14 protein-coding genes are annotated in these 20,168 nt (G+C 45.6%); 9 read left to right on the plus strand and 5 right to left on the minus strand.

The genetic code is table 11. The features are described from left to right. The first annotated feature begins 198 nt into the window (after nt 1-198). From EA772_RS13880 to uxuA, 7 genes are all read left to right on the plus strand, one after another. Nucleotides 199-1,296, plus strand: coding sequence for a family 43 glycosylhydrolase (locus EA772_RS13880; protein WP_246833931.1), 1,098 nt, complete (start codon nt 199-201; stop codon nt 1,294-1,296). 23 nt (nt 1,297-1,319) lie between these two features. After that, entirely contained in the window at nt 1,320-2,396 is a 1,077-nt protein-coding gene (locus EA772_RS13885) for a cellulase family glycosylhydrolase (protein ID WP_124913733.1), read from the plus strand. A gap of 140 nt (nt 2,397-2,536) precedes the next feature. Beyond that, nucleotides 2,537-5,596, plus strand: a complete 3,060-nt coding sequence (locus EA772_RS13890) for a TonB-dependent receptor (protein WP_124913734.1) — start codon at nt 2,537-2,539, stop codon at nt 5,594-5,596. 10 nt (nt 5,597-5,606) lie between these two features. Next, a complete protein-coding gene (locus tag EA772_RS13895) occupies nt 5,607-7,277 on the plus strand; it encodes a RagB/SusD family nutrient uptake outer membrane protein (RefSeq protein WP_124913735.1) in 1,671 nt (556 codons plus the stop codon). 18 nt (nt 7,278-7,295) lie between these two features. Continuing rightward, the gene (locus EA772_RS13900) at nt 7,296-8,651 is read left to right on the plus strand and encodes a Gfo/Idh/MocA family protein (protein ID WP_124913736.1); all 1,356 of its coding nucleotides are present in this window, start codon (nt 7,296-7,298) and stop codon (nt 8,649-8,651) included. 62 nt (nt 8,652-8,713) lie between these two features. Next, nucleotides 8,714-10,084 carry a DUF1080 domain-containing protein gene (locus EA772_RS13905; RefSeq protein ID WP_124913737.1) on the plus strand — a complete coding sequence of 457 codons (1,371 nt, stop codon included), beginning with the start codon at nt 8,714-8,716 and terminating at the stop codon, nt 10,082-10,084. Nucleotides 10,085-10,305: 221 nt separating this feature from the next. Continuing rightward, nucleotides 10,306-11,478, plus strand: coding sequence for a mannonate dehydratase (gene uxuA, locus EA772_RS13910; RefSeq protein WP_124913738.1), 1,173 nt, complete (start codon nt 10,306-10,308; stop codon nt 11,476-11,478). A gap of 264 nt (nt 11,479-11,742) precedes the next feature. Here uxuA and EA772_RS13915 read toward each other — a convergent pair whose 3' ends face one another. Then, nucleotides 11,743-12,612, minus strand: a complete 870-nt coding sequence (locus EA772_RS13915; protein ID WP_124913739.1) for an alpha/beta fold hydrolase — start codon at nt 12,610-12,612, stop codon at nt 11,743-11,745. Between the two features lie 184 nt (nt 12,613-12,796). On the opposite strand from EA772_RS13915, the gene EA772_RS13920 reads away from it, so the two are divergent. Further along, nucleotides 12,797-13,675, plus strand: a complete 879-nt coding sequence (locus EA772_RS13920) for a LysR family transcriptional regulator (RefSeq protein WP_246833932.1) — start codon at nt 12,797-12,799, stop codon at nt 13,673-13,675. A 70-nt stretch (nt 13,676-13,745) separates the two neighbouring features. Here EA772_RS13920 and EA772_RS13925 read toward each other — a convergent pair whose 3' ends face one another. Then, nucleotides 13,746-16,481 (minus strand): glycoside hydrolase, encoded by a 2,736-nt coding sequence (locus tag EA772_RS13925; protein ID WP_124913740.1) that lies wholly within the window; start codon nt 16,479-16,481, stop codon nt 13,746-13,748. A 485-nt stretch (nt 16,482-16,966) separates the two neighbouring features. On the opposite strand from EA772_RS13925, the gene EA772_RS13930 reads away from it, so the two are divergent. Next, nucleotides 16,967-17,356, plus strand: a complete 390-nt coding sequence (locus EA772_RS13930; RefSeq protein ID WP_124913741.1) for a PleD family two-component system response regulator — start codon at nt 16,967-16,969, stop codon at nt 17,354-17,356. Between the two features lie 312 nt (nt 17,357-17,668). On the opposite strand, the gene EA772_RS13935 is transcribed toward EA772_RS13930, so the two are convergent. The 3 genes from EA772_RS13935 to EA772_RS13945 form a co-directional block, all read right to left on the minus strand. Next, nucleotides 17,669-18,190 (minus strand): DinB family protein, encoded by a 522-nt coding sequence (locus EA772_RS13935; protein WP_124913742.1) that lies wholly within the window; start codon nt 18,188-18,190, stop codon nt 17,669-17,671. Between the two features lie 37 nt (nt 18,191-18,227). Beyond that, entirely contained in the window at nt 18,228-19,178 is a 951-nt protein-coding gene (locus tag EA772_RS13940) for an AraC family transcriptional regulator (protein WP_210405033.1), read from the minus strand. 160 nt (nt 19,179-19,338) lie between these two features. Further along, nucleotides 19,339-19,986 (minus strand): DJ-1/PfpI family protein, encoded by a 648-nt coding sequence (locus tag EA772_RS13945; protein WP_210405034.1) that lies wholly within the window; start codon nt 19,984-19,986, stop codon nt 19,339-19,341. Nucleotides 19,987-20,168: the final 182 nt, after the last annotated feature.

The following is a 20,168-nucleotide window of genomic DNA, read 5'->3' on the forward strand; positions in this document are numbered from 1 at the left end:
TAAATTATACGCCTGCAGTAACAAGCCTCCACCTGGCTTCCAAATGCCTTTCTTTTCACTCCTAAAGCCTGTTCCTGAAACTAAATCGGATTGGCCATGGTAAAAAAGAGTCAAAATGGGTAAATATTGAAATGATTTGTGCACGCTAGATTTTTTTAATCTGTCATATTTGGAAAATAGTTGGCCTTAAATAATGGCATGAGCAGACTGATCAAACAATCGCCAACTTCAGCCTCCAGACTCATTGTCCAACAAATTAACCAAATATCGATGAGAAGATCTTTACTCCCTTTGCTCTTTTTTTTATTTTCCCTCGGAGCATTTGCACAGACTTTTACCAATCCTTTGCTGCCCTCCGGAGCCGACCCCTACAGTTACTATAAAGACGGTTATTATTACTATACCCATACCACGGGCAATAGAATAGAACTCTGGCAGACCAAAACTTTACAGGGGCTAAAAAACGCGCCACACAAAACGATCTGGAAAGCACCCGAAACAGGGCAATATTCTAAAGAGATATGGGCTCCTGAAGTCATGTTCCTTCAAGGCAAATGGTATGCCTACTTTGCCGCTGATGATGGCAAAAATGCCAACCACAGAATGTACGTCCTGGAAAATGCCTCGGCAGACCCCATGAAAGGGGAATGGACTTTCAAAGGGCAGATCACCGATCGTTCCAATAAATGGGCCATTGACGGCGATGTCATTTCAATCAAGAACCAGCTATACATGGTCTGGTCAGGTTGGGAGGGAGATGTGAACGGAAAACAGGAAATTTTTATCGCCAAACTGAAGAACCCATGGACCGTCAGCTCAGACCGTGTGAAAATTTCTACACCAAGCTTTGGCTGGGAAAAATTCGGAGACCTCAACTCCCCGGATAACCCGCCACATGTGGATGTGAATGAAGGACCGCAGTTTTTGGTCAGGAACGACAAGCTGTTTATCATTTATTCTGCGAGTGGCTGCTGGACGGATCACTATGCCCTAGGCATGTTGTCTGCCGGCATCAACGCCAATTTAATGAACCCTGACTCATGGATCAAACATCCGGAACCCTTGTTCATCAAATCAGAAGAGAATGGAGTCTATGCACCGGGACATAACTCCTTTTTTAAATCTCCGGACGGAAAAGAAGATTGGATTCTTTACCATGCAAATGACAAACCGGGTCAGGGCTGCGGAGGCTTCCGCTCTCCCAGGGCACAAAAGTTTACCTGGAACGAAGATGGTACGCCGCATTTCGGGGTGCCCCTCAGAACAGGCGTTGCCTTGCTTGATCCCACCAACTAGCGTTTTTTAACAACCAAAATGATATGAAGATCAGATTTTTTTTATTAACGGGCCTCTTGAGTATTTTATTGATCGGTGGCACCTTCGCGCAAAAAAACAAAACGACGCCGGGCCAGGTTTGGTCTTTACAAAAGGCAAATGATTGGTACAAGGCGCACAAATGGCTGACCGGAGCGAATTATATCCCCGCAAATGCGATCAACCAGCTTGAGATGTGGCAGGCGGAAACCTTTAGTCCCGAGGTCATTGATAAAGAGCTGGCGCTGGCTGAAGGAATCGGTTTCAATACCCTTCGTGTATTTCTGTACAGCGAAGCTTACAAACAGGATCCCAAAGGGTTCCTGAAAAGAGTGGATCAGTTCCTTTCCATTGCCGATAAGCATCACATCAGCCCAATGTTCGTTTTTTTTGATGACTGTTGGAACAAGACCGCAAAGACCGGTGCCCAGCCTGCACCTAAAACAGGTATTCATAATTCGGGTTGGCTTCAGGATCCCGGAGATCCTGCATCAAAACAGGAGAGCAACTTTGCGGCGCTGGAAATCTATGTTAAAGCGGTAATGACACGCTTTGCAGCAGATAAACGCGTCCTGTTGTGGGACCTGTACAATGAGCCGGGCAACAGCGGAAAACTAGAATCCACCATTCCGCTGCTCAAGAAAACCATTGAATGGGCCAGAACGGTAAATCCATCCCAGCCGATCAGTATAGGCCTGTGGAGTTGGGGCTTTGAAAAACTCAATGAGCTGCAGCTCGCCAATTCTGATGTCGTAACTTACCACAACTATGAGTCGCCAGAATGGCACCAGCGGACAATTGATCTGCTGAAGGCTAGCGGAAGGCCATTGATCTGTACAGAATATATGGCCCGGACAAAAAACAGCAGGTTTTCCAATATCATGCCTTTGCTCAAAGCCGAAGATGTAGGGGCGATCAACTGGGGCTTTGTGGATGGAAAGACCAATACAAAATTTGCCTGGGATACCCCGCTCGCGGATGGCAGTGAGCCCATTGAATGGTTTCACGAAATTTTTCATCAAGATGGAACGCCATATCGCAAAGATGAGACGGATTTGATCAAAAAATTAAACTTTAAATAGTCCCGTTTAGAGATGTTCAGCTTTTGAACCCCTGTTTTCTGTTGCCCATCAATCAATACGCATCCGATGTGATCTGAAGGATGGCAACGTAATCAGGGCAATCAACAAATAATACTAACCAAAAGATAAACCAGAAGAATATGATACCACGTGTTTTACCCATTAAATCGATGCGGAGCGCTTTTCCGCAGCTGGCCATTTGGCTCAGTATTCTCATGCTGTATGCAGCGCTTACGCCCCGCGCCTTCGCAATTGTGAATGCAGCGGTATTTGATATCATAATCACCGGAAAAGTGGTGGATGAAAAAACCAATGGTCCGATTCCTGGGGTGACGGTCAAGATCAAAAATGCAACCAGCACTGCTGTGACCGATGCAGAGGGAACCTACAGAATCACAGTTCCCAATGAACAGGCCATTCTGGTATTTACCTATGTCGGTTTTGATGTACAGGAAAAAGCAGTAGGAGCGCAGAAAGTAATCAATATAGCCCTGAAGTCCAGTCAGTCTGATCTGGAAGAGGTAGTGGTGGTAGGATATGGAACACAGAAGAAAGCTGATGTAACCGGTTCTGTCGTCCGGGCAAACCTGGAGGATTTTCGGAATTCTCCAACCACCAATATTGCCAATCTATTGCAGGGAACTGTTCCAGGCCTTAACATTGGACAGGTTTCGCGCGCAGGTGCTACGCCAAGTATTGGGATCAGAGGACAAAACACTCTGGGTGGCAACCAAAATGTACTCATCATACTTGACGGCGTACAGTACAACGGCTCACTGACTTCGATCAACCCGGATGACATTGCATCAATTGATGTCTTGAAGGATGCGAGTGCTACCGCAGTATATGGTGCCCAGGCGGCAAACGGCGTTTTGCTGATCACCAGCCGGAAAGGTGCAAATGGCCGCACGCGTATTGCCTTTTCCACACAATATGCTGTCCAGCGTCCAAATGTGGACTTAAAGCCCATGGGGCGTGAAGAATATCTCAATAATATCAGATACCTGTTCTATGATCAGGCATTTCTTGCTCCTGGCTTTACCGAGCCCAATCCGGCCTTTGATTTGAAAAGCAAGGTTGATGCATCTATGAAAGACGCCCAGGGGAATCTCCTTCCCAATGACTTCAGCTGGTATGACGAAGCTACCCGTAGGGGTTCAGTTGCTGACCACCAGTTGAGCGTGTCAGGGGGCACGGACAAAATCAGCTATCTGTTGTCGGGAAACCTGACCAGAAATGCAGGATTCATTAATAATGACCTTTTCAAAAGAAAGGGCATCAGGGCCAATATAGAAACCAAGGCCACCAACTGGTTGACCATAGGTCTGCAGTCCTTTGGTAGTTTTGTCAACGAAGACGGAGTAGAACCCAACTTTGGCACGATCAATTCGATGTCACCACTCATTTTGCCATATGATCAGAATGGAAACCTGAGGATCAATCCATACAATACCAACCTGACCAATCCGTTGCTAAGCTATCAGGCTGATGATTACGATAGAAAAAACTACTTTTTCGCAAATGTTTATGCTGATGTGAAGCTGCCGTTGAAAGGCCTGACCTACAGAATAAATTACGGTAACAATTATCGCGTCGAGCTTAAAAATATCTCCAATCAGTATGATGCCAACCTAACGGGCGAAGCTTCCAAGGAAAATACAAATTACTATGATTACACGATCGATAATTTATTAACCTATACCCGAAGTTTAGGTAAGCATAATTTTACGGGCACTATGTTATACGGCGCCATTGAACGCGAAAACAGCTATACAAGAGCTTATTCAACCGGATTCTCTAGGTTAACGCTGGGTTATGACAATCTGCAGCAGGGCGTGAACAGGTTTGCTATCTCCAATGCATATCGCGAGTCCCTGAACTACCAGATGTTCAGGGTGAATTATAATTTTGACAGTAAATATCTCTTTACCGGTACCATCCGTAGAGATGGATTCTCAGGATTTGCAGAGAACAACAAATATGGCGTCTTCCCTTCGCTTTCTGTGGGCTGGGATATCTCAAAAGAGCCTTTTTTCAAGGTGTCCTGGGTGGACAACCTGAAGCTTCGTGCCGGTTACGGGGTAGCGGGCAATCAGACCACCAGATATCAGTCTCTGGCCATTGTAGGCGTGGGCGCAGCCTATGTATTTGGCGACGGCGGCTCAACCCAGTTCGGTCAGCAGGTGAATTCCCTTTCTAATCCAAACTTAAGATGGGAGAAAACGATCGGTCTTAACCTGGGACTTGAATTCACTTTGCTGAAAAGCAGACTTTCTGGTGTATTGGAATATTATGATACCAAAACCACTGATCTGCTTTATCTGGTTAATATTCCCAATACCACAGGTTTTACCAACATCCGCACAAACGTGGGGCAGCTGAATAACAAGGGTGTTGAACTTTCTCTGAATTCAAAAAACATTGTGGGCGATCAGTTCCAATGGACTTCAACGCTGAATTTTGCGCGCAACGTGAACAGGGTAGCCAAACTGCTCGGCGACACAAATGGTGATGGCATAGAAGATGATTTACCACAGTCAGGTCTTTTTATCGGCCAGTCAACCGGGGTGATCTACGATTATCAGACCAATGGCATCTGGCAGGTAGGGGAGCAAATTCCTGCTGGATATTCACCTGGCACTTACCGCATTGTGGACCAAAATGCTGACGGGCTGATCAATGCCTCTGACCGGACCATTCTGGGTACAACCAATCCCGGATTCAGAATGAGCTTTCTTAACAACTTTCAGTACAGAAATTTCTCCCTGAGCGTATTTTTAAATTCTGTTCAAGGTAGTGATAGATCCTATCTGGCGGGAAACACCCCCCGGAGAATCAGAGACGACAACTCGATACGAGATAACTCTTTGAGCGGCATTGATTTCTGGTCGCCGGACAATCCGAACGGGAAATATCCCCGCTCTATTGTTTCCGCAACGCTGAACCCTTCGCTTTATCAAAACAGAAGTTTTATCCGGCTCCAGGATGTGTCACTTTCCTACAAGTTCAGTGGAAAATTCATCGAACATCTGAAACTTCAGAATCTCAATGTTTTTGTGAGCGGAAGAAACCTCGCCACCTGGACCAACTGGGAGGGATGGGATCCGGAGATGGTCATAGACGGACAGACGCAGGGCCTGCTGAACAATGGAAGACCGGTCATGAGGAGTTATTCCGTAGGACTTAATGTTACATTTTAATTTAAAGAAGATGAAAAAGATTACCATTATAATAATATGCATTATAACCACCATGGGGTTTTCCTGCAAAAAGAATTTCCTTGATGAAGAGCCACTGGATTTTCTCAGTACCTCAAATGCATATGTGAGCACCAAGGATTTTGATGCTGCAGTGAACAACCTTTACAGCCGGGTGCGGTCAGAATTTTACAGCAGTGGCGAACAGCGACCTTTCGATTACGTTTTCGGAACCGATCTGGTGTATGATGGTCAGCCGGCGGCAACCCGCCATACCAATATGATCGCCGCCTATTCACCCTTAAGTACCGAGATTCCATTGATTCACTGGGTTTCACTGTACAAAATAGTCGCAGAGTCCAATACCATCATTGACAGAATTCCGGCCTCATCAATGCCTGATGCGGATAAGGTGCTGATGGAGGCCAGAGCAAGATTTTTCAGGGGCTTTGCCTATCGTACACTCGCCTATCTTTATGGTGGGGTTCCTTTAAATCTGAGTGAAGTGCTCTCTCCAAAAACAGACTATACCCGAGCAAGTAAAACAGCTGTATTGGAACAGGTGGTTAGTGACCTGAAGTTTGCAGCTGCAAACCTCCCTGCCATCAATCTGGTGCAGGATGGGCAAATCAATAACCTTGCTGCGCAGCACTTGCTCTCAGAAGTCTATCTGGCGCTGGGTCAATTTCAGAACGCCGTTGATGCTTCCAGCGTGGTGATCAGCAATCCCAATGTGGCGCTGATGCGGACAAGGTTCGGGGTAAAGCAGTCCGACGCGACCAAAAATGTATACTGGGACCTCTTTCAGCAGGGCAACCAGAACAGAAAAAACGGAACAAACCGCGAAGGCCTTTGGGTAATCCAGTTTGAGACCGATGTTCCGGGCGGCGGCACCGTTTCCACCGGCATAGGCGGATCCTACCAGATGGAAAGACACTTTGCCCCGCAGTTCATCAATTTCAGACTGCCAGGCAGTACGGTGCAGCCCTTTTTGTATCCCATCAGTGATTATACAGGTGGAAGAGGCATTGGATGGGCCATTCCAACGAAATATTTCTCGGATGTGATCTGGACAAGCGACTTCAATAATGATTTAAGAAACGCTCCTTTCAACTTCGTTCGCGAGTTCAAAGTGACCAACCCGTCCCATCCGAGATTCGGACAGACCATATCGACCATTAATCCACCGGCAGGCATTACTGTACCAAGACGTGATTTCTACGCTTTTCAATCCAAAGTGACTACTCCCGGTGATCATCCCGACGGCATGTTTGAGAATAAAGCTGCTTTACTGCTGAAAGCGAGCGCCGGTGCCACCTACGCTGATCAGTACATGTTCCGTTTGGCAGAGACTTACCTGCTCAGGGCAGAAGCTTACCTGGGCCTGAACCAGTTGGCAAATGCCGCCACGGACATCAATGCGGTCAGGAGCCGCTCAAACGCAGCCAATGTACTCCCTGCAAATGTGAACATTGATTATATACTCGATGAGCGCATGAGGGAGCTCGGCTCAGAAGAAAAAAGAAGAGTTACGCTGATGAGGCTCGGTCTGGTTTTCGACCGGGTGAAAAGATTCAATCCCTACTATACAGATATCCTGACCACATACAACTTATGGCCAATCCCCGCATCCGAAATCGAACGTAACAATGGTGCAAAACTTGAACAGAACCTGGGTTACTAAAATACATGAACTTATAATATGGAAAATACCAGAAGAAAATTTATAAAGCAATCCGCGCTGCTCGCAGCGGCAACCTACGCCGGAACCTTAACCAGCAGTGCCAAAAGCTACAGCCGGATCATCGGAGCCAATGATCGCGTGCGTGTGGGAGTAGTCGCCTTTTCAGATCGTTTTAAAGACACCCTGTTTCCCTGTTATCTCAACCACAGTAAAGAACTGAACTTTGATGTGGTAGGCCTGTCCGATTTATGGAGTTACCGCCGTGATCTTGGTGTGGCCCATGTGAAAAGCAAAACAGGTGCGGATGTGAAAAGCTGCAGAAACAATGATGAGCTTTATGCCATGAAGGACCTTGATGCGGTCATCATCAGTTCGTCTGATTTTCAGCATGCCCTCCATACCGTAGAGGCGGTTAGGTCAGGCTGCGATGCTTATGTCGAAAAACCATTCGCCGAAACAATGGATGATGCAAAGGCGGCCCTCAAAGCCGTTAAAGAAACCGGTAAGATCGTCCAGATCGGGTCACAACGCAGGAGCGGAGAGAATTACATCAATGCGTCCAGATATATCCAGGACGGTAAGTTCGGTCCGCTGACTGCAGTCGATCTGGTGTGGAACGTGAACCAGCCCGGTCGCTGGAGACGCCCCGAACTGGTGGCCAGGCTGAAACAGGAGGACACCGACTGGAAGCGTTTTTTGATGAACCGTCCTTATCAGGAATGGGATCCTCGGAAATATCTTGAATACCGTCTGTTCTGGCCACTTTCTTCGGGAATGCCCGGTCAATGGATGTCTCATCAGATTGATACCGTCCATTGGTTTACAGGTCTTCAGCATCCGCGGAGCGTGGTGGCCAACGGAGGCATCTATACCTGGAAGGATGGAAGAAAAAACTGGGACTCCATGGTCGCTGTATTCGACTATGGACAGCCCGGTACAACCGACGGATTTCAGGTAACCTTTACCTCACGCATGCAAAACAGCGTGGGAGACGTGGGTGAGGTCTATTATTCAAACGGAGGAGAGCTTAACCTGATCACAAACAAAGTTTCACCAAAAGGTGGGCTGAAGGAAAATGAGGCAAAAGCGATGGGCATGAAAGCAAACCTTCTGCCTGAGTTTGATCTTTCCAAAACAGCGCTCAAGGCAGCCACAGGAGCTAATATGGGTGGGGATCCACTGACCTCAGCACACATGCGCAACTGGATGGAGTGCGTGAGAAACAGAAAAACACCTAATGCTCCGGTGGAAGCGGGCTACTATCACTCCATTGCGCTGATGATGACAAACGCTGCGGTGAGGACCGGGGCAAAGGCCACCTTCGATGAAGAAAAACAGCTGGTGATGGCCAACGGAAAAGTGTTTAAATATTAATCAAATCTTTTTGCAGGGATGAGGCCAACTGCCTTATCTCTGTTTCTGCAATTAACTTCTATATGTTAAAATTAAAAAAATATACAACACTTGCTCTCTCCTTGATTGGTTTCTCAGCATTTGCTCAAAACTCAGCCCCACTTTTTGACGGAAAAACGCTCAAAGGATGGAAGCAAGTGGTTGGCAAGGCCACCTATACTGCCAGTAATGGAATGATCATCGGTACAACGGTGAAGGATTCTCCGAATTCTTATCTGGTTACAGAAAAAGAATATAGTGATTTTGTGCTGGAATTCGATGTGAAGATCGACGGCGCGGACAATAATTCGGGCGTACAGACCCGAAGCCATGTCGACCCCTCGGGTGATGGTGGCAAAGGAAAGGTCTATGGACGCCAGGTCGAGATTGATCCTTCTGAGCGGGCATGGTCAGCCGGAATTTATGATGAGGGCAGAAGGCTATGGCTATATCCTTTATCACTCCATCCTGAAGCAAAATCATTGTTTAAAAAAGATACCTTTAACCATTACAAGGTGGAATGCATCGGCCAAGAGACCAAGACCTGGTTGAACGGAAAGCCTGTTGCATATGTGATTGATACGCTTGATCAAAGCGGCTTCATCGGTCTTCAGGTGCATGGGATTGGTAACAATTCAAATTTGGAGGGTAAAAAAGTTTATTTCAAAAATATCAATATCCGGACACAAAACCTGAAACCTACTTCGTTTGAAAATGGAATCTTTCAGGTCAACTATACGCCCAATACTTTGTCAGCTTATGAAAAAGCGAATGGCTATAAACTGCTTTTTGATGGTCAAAGCAGCAAAGGCTGGAAAGGTGCTTATAAAAAAGGATTTCCAGAAAAAGGCTGGCTGGTGGAAAACGGGACAATGAGCGTGCAGCCTTCGGATGGGGGAGAAAGTACCAATGGTGGTGATATCGTTACCGAAGATCAATTTGCCGCATTTGACCTGAGCTTTGATTTCAGGCTTACCGAGGGAGCAAACAGTGGCGTTAAATATTTTGTGACCCTGAGCGAGGGAAACAAGGGTTCCGCAATTGGACTTGAGTTTCAGGTATTGGATGATGAGAAACACCCTGATGCCAAGCTTGGCAAAAATGGCAACCGCACACTTTCCTCGCTTTATGATCTCATCAAAGGAAAAAAAGACGGGAATAATACCCGCAAGATCGGTGAATGGAATACCGGCAGGGTAGTGGTTTATCCAGATAACCGTGTGGAACATTACCTCAATGGCATTAAGACGCTGGAATATATGCGTGGCAGCGAAGCGTTCAGAGCGCTGGTGGCAGGCAGTAAATACAAGGACTGGAAAGGTTTCGGAGAGGCCGATAAGGGTCACATTCTACTTCAGGATCATGGTAACAGGGTAAGTTTCCGAAGCATCAAGATCAAACCGGTTTCCAGATAAACTGATTCCAGCAATCAGTATCAACAAAAGTTTCCGGTAGGCTTCGATTTGAAGTTAATCTGATTTCGAGTAAAAAATAGTTGAATTGTATATCCTGAGCAGTATGATGTTGTCCAGAGTGTTGGGCCACTCTATTTTCTTGAGTCCAGTAATAAAACATAAAAATTAATACAGGCACATCGCAGCCTAAGCACTTGTGCAAACCTATATACCTTCAAAACATGGCCAATAAAAAATTAGAACAGACCTGGCGCTGGTATGGCCCGGAAGATCCGGTCTCCCTTAACGACGTCAGACAGGCCGGAGCAACTGGAATTGTAACAGCGTTGCACCATATTCCGCATGGAGAAGTCTGGCCCATACCAGATATCATGGAGCGCAAGTTGATCATTGAATCCGCCGGTCTTACGTGGTCGGTTGTGGAAAGTCTTCCTGTTCACGAAGAGATCAAAACCAAGGGGAAGTCTGCAGATCAATACATCGAAAATTACAGAACCTCTCTGCAAAACCTGGCTGCTTGCGGCATCACAGTGGTCTGCTACAACTTTATGCCCGTACTGGACTGGACCCGCACACAGTTGGACCTGGAGATGACCGACGGTTCGAAAGCCCTATACTTCAATTGGGTGGATCTGATCATTTTTGACCTTTATGTACTGAAAAGAGCTGGCGCAGAAAAGGACTACACGAAGGAACTCCTTTCACAGGCCAGGGCGAAATATGAAGCGCTTGACAGTCATACGCTTGAGCAACTTCGTATCAATGTGCTTATGGGCATCCCCAATGAAAAGGAGATTGAACTGGAGTCCTTGAGAAACAGCATAAGCGAATACCAAAAGATAGGGTTTTCGGGTTTACGGAATAACCTTGTTTACTTCCTGGAATCGGTTGCCGAAGTATGCCGGACATCCTCTATTCAGCTGACCATTCATCCCGATGATCCACCTTACCCGATATTGGGATTACCACGGATAGCGAGTACTTTGGACGATTTTGTTTTTATCCTGGAAAGCGTTGATCAGCCTTTCAATGGCATTTGTTTTTGTACAGGATCCCTTGGGGCAGGGGTGAATAACGATGTTCCGGAAATACTCAATCGCGTGAAAAAAAGGGTCTACTTTGCGCACCTGCGCAATGTAACCAAACAGCCCGACGGTAGTTTTTATGAAGCCGATCACCTTGGTGGGGACGTGAACATGTTTGAGATCATGAAGTTGTTGACCCAGGAAAATACAAGTCGGGAAAAACCTATTCCGTTCCGTCCGGACCATGGCCATCAGATGCTGGATGACCTGAATAAGGAAAGCAATCCCGGGTATTCTGCGATTGGCCGCCTCCGGGGACTGGCTGAACTGCGAGGACTTGAAATCGGAGTGACCGGTGAATATTTTTAACGGAATTCTAGCTTCTTTAACAAATCCTCCCAACCCTGACGTTAACAAAAAATACGTATTTCAAATGACTTAAAATAAACAGAACACTTTTCAAGCTGCAAGATTCTTGTTGTCTTGGAAATTTGTAGAAAAAATACTTTTAAGCTAAGACAGGGTGAGATACAAATTAAAAAAGGGTTTTATGAATTCATAAAACCCTTTTTTAATAATAGATCAGCAGGGTTATACCATATCATCTTCAAAATTATCTGTTATTTACAGTTTCTATAACGGAAGTTTTTCCATAAAGTTCAGGATTTCTTTACCAATCTCGGAAACATGGGTCTCAAGCGCAAAATGACCGGTCTCATAAAATTTCAGGATCGCATTGGGATTGTCTTTTTTGTATGCTTCTGCTCCCGCAGGCAAAAAGAAAGGATCCTGGTTCCCCCAGACCAGAAGCATTTTCGGCTGATGTTTTCTGAAATATTCGTGGAATTTGGGATAAAGGGCAACATTTGTCCGATAGTCTTTTACAAGATCCAGTTGGATCTCAATATTCCCCGGCCTGTCCAGAAAAGCCTGATCCAGGGTGTAAGTCTCGGGAGCGATCAAACCAACATCTGAAGCTCCCTGGTGATACTGAAACCAGGTCGCTTTCTCGGATACAAAATCCTTTAATGAATCCCTGTTGGCTTGAGAGGGATCTCTCCAGTATTTTTGTATACCGTCCCATTCTGCGCTCAATCCTTCTTCGTAGGCATTACCATTTTGTGAGATAATCCCGGTGATTTTTTCCGGATTTGCCATGGCCAGTCGCAGGCCGACCGGTGCTCCGTAATCAAAGATGTAAACTGCAAAGCGTTTGATCCCGAGTTTGTCAATAAATCCCTGAACCGTTTTTGCAAGGTTGTCAAACGTATAGTCAAATTTCTCATGTGCCGGCGAATCTGAAAATCCAAAACCAGGCAGGTCGGGCGCGATAACATGATACTTTTCCGAAAGGATGGGTATCAGGTTTCGGAACATGTGCGAAGAGGTAGGATAGCCATGCAACAAAAGTAGCACCGGCCGATCAGCCGGACCCGCTTCCCTGTAAAATATACTGAGACTGTTGACTTTAATTTTTCTGTAGTGAATTTCTTTGTTATTCATGTTTCTTGACTTAAGTGATTGTCCGAAAGTATTTGTGAATGTGGGTATTAGGACAATGAAGCCTAATACCAATACTGTTTTTAGATTAGTGGATATAATCTTCATGAGTATTTTAATTTATCAAATTTAAGTTGGATATTTGATTATATAAAACGATTAGTTGTGATTTTACAAATCGTTTTTTATGATCAATGATATGAATACGAATGATCTTAAAATTTTCGAGGCAGTTGCCGCGAGCGGCAGTTTCACCAAGGCTGCATCAGCAACTTTTACCGTCCAGTCCAATGTGACTGCCAGAATAAAAAGTCTGGAAGAGGAACTTGGTGTGGAGCTTTTTAAAAGAAATTCACGAAAGGTCGCGCTGACCAACCCGGGAGAGCAGTTCATGCATTATGCCAGACAAATCCAAAAGCTAGTCAACGAGGCCAAAAGTAACCTTGCGAGCAGTGGGGCAGTGAGTGGATCATTGCGGGTGGGCTGCATAGAGACGACTATGGCGCTGAAGGTACCGGAAATCTTGCAGAATTTTGAAGCGCAGTATCCGGATGTGGAATTGGAATTCAGGTCGGAGATGCGCAGTGCGCTCATCCGGGATGTGCTGAGTTATGAACTCGATGCGGCCTTCGTATCTGCCCCGGTTAACATCAATGGGCTTGACCAGTTGAGCATCAAAGAGGAGCAGCTGGTAATCATCACATCCTCAAATGGTCGCGGATTATCTTCAATTCTGAAAAGGGATCCGCTTAAGATCGTTGTGTTCGGAGAAGGGTGCGTGTTTCGAGCGAGACTGGAAGCTTACCTGACCTCCAAAGGAGTGATACACTATAAAACCATTGTCTTAAACTCCATTGAAGGGATAATCAATTTCGTTGAAGCAGGGATGGGGATCAGTCTGCTTCCACAGGAAGTGATCTCCGGATATTACCCAACACGGGCGATCAGCAGTCACGGCCTCAGCAGACAGCTGGGGACGATGAACACCGTGCTGATTTTTCGAAAGGAGCAGATCAGGTCCAGGGCACTGGAAGCATTTATCGATCTGTACCGGCTCAACAAATAAAGCCACATGGCCCCGGGCATGGGACTAAGAGCCTGCTGAATTGATTTCTCGCTAGACTTCGAACATCAGATTAACGGCTTTTGATGATCAGTTTTCCCTTGTCATTGCTCACGGGGAGCTTGACATACAGCAGGCCGGGATAAGACTCTTCAATTTTTAGTGAGGCACCGTTGAAACTTGCCATGTATTTATTGGAGGGATTAAGGCAGATCAACATACTTCTGGCGTGCGCTTTTGTGGAGTCGTCAAAACTTAAATCGGCCCGGTAACCACTTAAATCGGCGTTGAATTCACTTTTTGTCAATAAGATTTCGAAACCGGTGGTCACGGTGCCCTTCTTGTAATAGGCATTGTACCAACTTAAAACGGGGGTGGAGAGTCCGGAGAACTGATGCCATCCAGCCCCTCTGCCTGTGCCGGAGAGGTAATGTTCAAAGGTATAGTAGGAGGAGTCCGTTTCTTTTTTGAATACTTCCAAACCGGTTCTGGCAATCTGCATGGCCAACTCCGGCCGCCCGATATCAAGCATCGTCTTCCAGATGAACCACTGATGCGGCATCCATACTGATCCGTTCCAGTAACCGTCTTTACGGTAATAGGGCGCTGACTGATCGACTACCCCCAGACCGCTTGCTGTCCACATGTGCGCCGGGGAAAATATTTTTTTAAGAAGTTCTTTTTGCTGCGCTGCGTTACAGATGCCCGCAAGCAATGGATAAGCACCATCCAGTCCCATATTATAATCAATGCCATCCGCGTAAGTAAAGGGACCTGAGGGCTTTCCACTCGGATCATGCTTGACATAACTGTAGTATCCGCTTACCGGATTCCATGCATGCTGCTGAAGTGCATTACTGAAAACATCAACGTCCCGGTCATATGCGCCAAGGTCTGACAGGTGCCCTGTTTCCCTGGCCATCATCCGAAGGATTTTCGCAAAGCGGATGCACTGCGCGGTGGTGATCACGGGTGCTACCGATGCCTCCAAACGCCCCTGGTGGACACCTGACTGGGCCGGATAGTCATCCCAGCCACCGGAATTGTAAAAATAGTCCCAGGTTTTGAGCAGCCCGGATGACAGCGAACCTGTGGTGGAACTACCTTGTTTCCCGGAGAGAAATTCGTAATATCGCTTAAACCTGGGATAAAAATAGCTGGCCAAAGCCTTAGACTGGGTTTTGTTCCATAGATCCATAAATGCATACACCTGCACCGGAACAGGAGAGCCGTGGTGGATGAATGCAGATTGACTACCCTCAGCGGTGGTATAAGCATTAATGCATTCCGTCGCCCGCTCCCGGTCAAACTCGTTAAGGCCCAATGCAATGAATCCCGAATCCCAGGTGTATAAACTGTTCCACCATTTTCCGGGTGTGTAATGCCGGATGTAGTTCCGCTGGGTGTAAATGGGATAAACGATGTTTTCGAGTAAAGCGGCTTTCAGCATCTTGTTGCTGAAAGCATAAGGTTGGGCACCAGTTAGATAGTTGTCCCGCTCATGCTCAGGCGCCGGATTCTTTTTTTTCAAAATCTCGAAGTTATCCAGCGTCTGATCAACCTGCACTTTATCCTTACCATAAGTGATAAGGCATCGCAGCACTTTTTCAGAATGTGCGTTGAGCTCTACAGGCCTGATGAACACATTTTCAAAATGGCCACGCTCATTGCCTCTCAAAATGCTGTCAACATGGTTGTGAACCATTTTTCTGAAATAAACATCCAGGTCATCGCTCTTGATTTCTCTGATCTTGAACAGCGCATCCTCCCAGGTCAACCCATAGAAGCCCTCTGCATGCTTGTATTTCAGCAGGACCCTTTTCTTTGCAACACTGGTAACCACCTGGGGTACCTCTGATCGGTCGTTGTCCTCAATTTTTACCGGAAGATCTCCCTTAGTACTGAACAGTATCCCGTTGATCTCCATGCCGTCCCCTCCCAGGGATTTCAGTTTTAGCGTTTTGTTCCCCCCGACGTCAAAAGGAAGTGAAATAATCTCAAGCGCTCCCGTTCCTATAAGTGTAATTTCTTTCCCGCTTACCGCATCTGATGAAAGCCTGGTCACAGATTTTACATTTCCTTTAAAGATGATCTGCAGAAATCCTTTGCTGAATTTATCAGGCACCCGATAACTCACTTCATTCCCAGCGGACTGGCTGAATCGTTTACCCAGGGCGGAAGTCTCCAGAAATTCTGCTCCACGGACTTCGCCATTCATCAACCCATCGGTCACCAGGTTGTCCCTGGGGTGTTTTTCTGCAAAACTCAAAGAATGATAGTCCACGGCATTTATCCATATGCTTTGTGCCGGCTTGTCGAGTTTTTTATTTGGCCAGCTCTCCGGGAGACTGAGCGCCCCCATGAGGTTGATAGCCAGGGCCTGTGGCATGCCGGTATTGTTCACACACCTGATCTCAGCCATTACCGTACGATCGTCCAGCACCTGGTAGTTTACATCGGTATAGACGCGGTCTTTCCACTCCAGTTCATAGCGGTAGGCGTACCGGCCTGTTTTCGCATCGGCAAACCAGGGGAAATAGCCAGACTCAAAAAGCACATTGGGCACCATTATCTTGTTTCTATAGTAACCCGGAACGATAAAAAAATCAAAACGTACACCTGTAGACAACTGAGGAATGTGGGAGATTCCTGCGTACTTTTTGGAATAAGGTCCCCAGTTCCCCAGCCCAATGTCATGAGAATGATTAAGGTCCGAAAGATGCTGAAAGCTTATCGCCGGCTGTTGCGCCCTCAGAAGATTGGAAATTAAAAGAAGCGCAATACAGGCTGTTTGTTTAAAGATTTTCATTGTCTAAATATTTTTCGATACTCACCCATAATTCATCCGGTAAGTTTTGCATTAGGCCTATTCTTTCTACGCTGCTAACTTTCTTCCGGAAGAACCAGGAGATTAGTGTTCCTTGATATCCACGTATCCTGACAAGCAGCATATTTTCTCCAGGGGCAAATTCAAATATATCGATAGCTATCCGCACCTGCCAACCCACGATGGTGTATCATTCTACGATTCATTTCGCTTGAAAAGTAAAAACCACGTTCATTAACAAGTCGAAACCTTTTTATTGAAAACAATTACGGCATCAAGAGATTATTTGAAATGATATGAGTATTTTTTGATACGATTTGCGTATATTTTTTTGGCAATTTGAGGCAGATTTGTATCAACATTACCTCGCACAAAATTGATCTCCATCTCTTAGAGATCTTAGCTGATCGAAGAACTAAAAACTTGTTGTTTATTGATTAACGGGCCAAAATGGTCATGAAAGAATAATGAAAAAAATTTTGATTGCTGATCAGGATCCCCAGGTTTTGCTGAGGCTGGAATGGTTACTGAACAAACACTGGATCATTGTGGAGAAAGTGGAGAGTGCCAAAGCTCTATATACGGCAGTTGGCTTCTTTCGCCCGGATTTAATCATCATGGAGATAAGTTTCGGCCATCTTGACGGACGCTTGGTCTGTAATGATTTAAAGAATGCCGCGCAAACCGCCCATATCCCCATTGTATTGCTCACTACGATGACCTACCAGAAGATCGGCGAAATCCCATGTGAGGCTGATGCTATCATTGGAAAGCCATTGAATGAATTCAATTTATTGCGAACCATAACAGACCTGGTTTCCTGCTCAACGAGCTTCTGTCAACAACCAATCAAGTAGCGTCTGTGGGCTTAAGTTTGGCCGGTAATGTTTGCGACACATCTATTTGCCAGTCTCCTGATGCCTTTTCCAGTAAATAAGCTGGTTTTAAGTATGCGCCATCAGCAGGATTCACACCTTTCTTTTCTTTCCTTTATGGATCAAGCGATCAGACTGGTAAAAACTTGGACGGCAAGACTGATGTTTTTAGTATTTATTATATTTCGCTGCAAATTCAGAATATTATGACTGCACGTGCTTGATTACATGCAGTGATTGATCAATATAACCGTTCTGAATAAACAGGGTGGGATGATGGCTTATTCAAAACCATCAGACAGGTTCTGCCTTCCCTTCGGTATGATGAAGGTGATAAAAGGTGAATAGATCCGTGTTCGATAAAAGTGTAAAACCCGTTTGCCTTAACAGGGTGACCATTTGACCACGATGATAGCTGGAATGGTTGACCATATGTGGAAAAGTCCTCCAAAAGGACATTTGCGCAATCTCGCCGTTTGGCTTTGAAATACTGACCAGATCCTGGTAGTTTTTTTCCGGATATTTTTCAATAAATTCCTGAAGATTGGCGGATGTCATCCGCCAGATATCGATGAGGTCTTCTTTGGATCCCTCAAATCCTGCGCTCAGGTAAACAGGGGAAGGCACTCCCGTCCAGAAGTCAAGCCAGATTTTTTCCGCGCTGACAATATGTAATGCTGTTTTCCTGATGCTATTGAAGCTGCTGGATATTTGCTGATTCCACTGCTGGTCATTTATTTCTGTAATCCACCCAATGGCCTTGCTATCTGCCCAGCGAAGGTAGTCGGTCATTTCCCTAAAATATTTTTTGTTCATCTTCTTGATTTTTATATCATCAAAGGTAAAACGGAATTTATGGAAACGACATGGATTGACGGTCAAAAAGTGTTGCTGAACGTTCAATTTTCTCCTGGTATTTTTTTGGTGTAGTGCCGTGGATGGCCTTAAACGCCTGTATGAAGCTTGATAGATTCTGGTATCCCAATTCACCATATATTTCACTGGCTTTTCTGCCACTGTATCCCAGCAGATGAACTGCTTTTTCCATTCTCTTCGCCAATAACCACTTTTTTGGTGTGGATGCATAAATCTCATGAAAACGTCTCTTAAACGTTGAAAGGCTCATGTGGCACAAGAAAGCCAGGTCCTCCACACTTGCTGTACGGTCAGTGACGGAGTTGACGGCTCGGTGGATAAGCCGTTCATGATCTAGCATTTCCCTGGAATCTCTGAATTTATTGATTACTTGAGGATAATGTGAGTAAAGATGCAAAAGCAGTTCTTCGAGCTTTAAATGGTTCATCTCAGCAGAGGGAGACCTGCCGGCATCAAGCATCAAAGCAAGCGATTCAATAAAGTTGACCAAAAAGGCATCCTTTTCAAAGACCACGAAAGGATGGTCATGTTTATTCGAAGCGATTTTGAGCGCCGCGGAGTGGCGGACAAGAAAATCCGTTAACAACTCTTGATCAAAAAAAAGAAGAATGCTTCTGTATTGACCGCCGCTGCAAGCAGTTTTCTCGCTCATCAGGCAGTTTCCGGTAGAGAGCAACATAAATTGTTCCGGACTTATGGTTTCTTGCTTGTCTGCATAGGAGACCCGTTTGCCACCTTCCAAAAGAAAAGTGAAAAGATGCTGCTCAAGATTAATTCTGCTGTTGACACTGGAAGCATCAGTGTGGTATCGAATGATGGATACTTCTTTCATCTTGATATCTGATTTCGGGATTGTGATGAATTTATTCTCTGCTAATTTACGGTTTTCTGCCGAAGTTGAACCAAAGATAGGAGCTATAGAAGGCAAATTAGATCATTCTGAAGAAATTCTGATGGCAGTCGTAGGACAAAGGCCGTCTAGGAAATGTAAACCACTTCCTTTTCTTAAAGTACCTGATCAGGTATGCCAGCCCGCATTCTAAAACAGGTACTTTTATATTTATCTCCGCTAAAGGGATAAACTTAATTTAATTCCCGGTCATCAAACCCTTCGCCTTTGCAAAAGGATCATTATCTGGCTCATTCTTCCATTCATATTCTGCCCGGAGCGCTATGTTTACGGCAAGATCGTTCCCGAACAGCTTTGAAATCAGTGCATAGGCCATATCAATTCCTGCAGACACTCCGGAGGAACTGAAGAATTTTCCATCCTCCACCCACCTTGCTTCATGGATCCAAATTACCCGGTCACTTTGAGATGTTGCCCATTCATATGCGCGCTTATTTGTCGTAGCCTTTCTTCCGTCAAGGATCCCGGTTTTCGCAAGCATGGCAGAACCGGTACATATGGTTGCTACATGAGCAGTGACCTCAGCAAGAGATTTCAACCTGTTCAGCAATAATTGGTTGGATACTTCTCTCCGGGTTCCGGAACCCCCGGGGATCATGAGTATATCCAGGTCAGGAACATTCGAAAAACTGTAATCCAGTTTCACAACAGGTCCAGCGCTACTTTTAGCCTCACTGCCCTTTTCGCCGATCAGTATGATCTCAACCCTGTCATCCAGAAAGCCAAAGACATCAAGAGGTCCGAAAACATCCAGTAGCTGAAAACCATCGAAGAGCACCATGCCCAGCAACATTTTTTTTGGTTTGGAAGATTCTGACCCGTCCATTTACATTGTTCTTATGCATAAAAATAAGGAAAACCTTTCTGAATAAAAAGTTTTACGGAGAAGTATTCATCTATTCAGGCTTTTCGGACATCCAGGGCAAGCGGTATCTGAATCCCAATCCGGCGACATTACAAACAGGATTTAACCTACTGGATTCATAGCGCATTACCATAGGTAAAAGA

This window comes from Pedobacter sp. G11 (genome assembly GCF_003860265.1).
Taxonomy (GTDB): domain Bacteria; phylum Bacteroidota; class Bacteroidia; order Sphingobacteriales; family Sphingobacteriaceae; genus Pedobacter; species Pedobacter agri.